This window comes from Mesorhizobium sp. dw_380 (assembly GCF_018588885.1).
Lineage (GTDB): Bacteria > Pseudomonadota > Alphaproteobacteria > Rhizobiales > Rhizobiaceae > Mesorhizobium.
In genome coordinates this window covers 1-984 of record NZ_JAFFIW010000125.1, presented here as the reverse complement: position 1 = coordinate 984, position 984 = coordinate 1, and the positions used below count along the sequence as shown (strand labels likewise).

1 protein-coding gene is annotated in these 984 nt (G+C 62.1%); it reads left to right on the top strand.

Features of this window, described 5'->3' with window-relative positions:
- Positions 1-984 (top strand): helix-turn-helix domain-containing protein (locus JT360_RS33165; protein WP_214477674.1); only part of this gene is annotated, 984 nt, incomplete at both ends.

Here is a 984-nt window from a genome sequence, read left to right as displayed (position 1 = left end):
TACAAGATCTTCAATCGCTACAAGGATGAGGGTCTTGAGGCCCTGACGGACCGCTCGCGCCGGCCGGTGCGCTATGCCAACCAGTTGCCGCCCCAGATCGAGCGAATGATCGTGGAGAGCAAGCGGGAGAAGCCGCACTGGGGCGCCAGGAAGATACGCGAGTTGCTGGTGCGCAAGCTCGCCGGCGAGGTGCGGATTCCGGCCAAGAGCACCGTTCATGCCGTGCTCGATCGCCACGGCCTTGTGAGCCAGGCCCGCAAGAGGAACCGGGCGAACAAGGCCGTGGGCACGCAACTGTCCCAGGCGCCGCGGCCCAACGATCTCTGGTGCGCCGATTTCAAGGGCGAGTTCAAGCTCGGCAACGGCCGCTACTGTTACCCGCTGACCGTCACCGACCAGGCCTCGCGCTATCTGCTGGCCTGCGAAGCCCTTGAATCGACAAAGGAGGTTCCGGTCCTCGAGGCTTTCGTCCGGCTCTTCAAGGAACGCGGCCTGCCGGAAGCGATTAGAAGCGACAATGGCCTTCCTTTCGCAAGCCCCAACGGCCTCTACAATCTCTCCAGGCTGTCGGTGTTCTGGCTGAGGCTCGGCATCGCGATCGAGCGCATCCGGCCCGGTAACCCGCACGAGAACGGTCGCCACGAGCGCATGCATCGCACGCTCAAGGCCGAGACAACCCGGCCGCCGGGCATGAACGCCCCGCAGCAGCAGGCCAGGTTCGATGCTTTCATCAGCGAATTCAATGACGAGAGGCCCCACAAGGCGATCCAAATGAAGGTGCCAGCCGAACTCTACACAGCTTCTTCAAGAGCCTATCAAGGCCTACCCGAGCTGGAATATCCCTTCCATGACAAGGACATTCTCGTCACCGCCTGCGGCCGCATCTGCATGCACAGGAAGAAAATCAACATCTCCGCCGTGCTCGCCGGCCAGAGGCTCGGAATCACCGAAGTCGACGATGGCATTTGGCTCGTCAGCTTCATG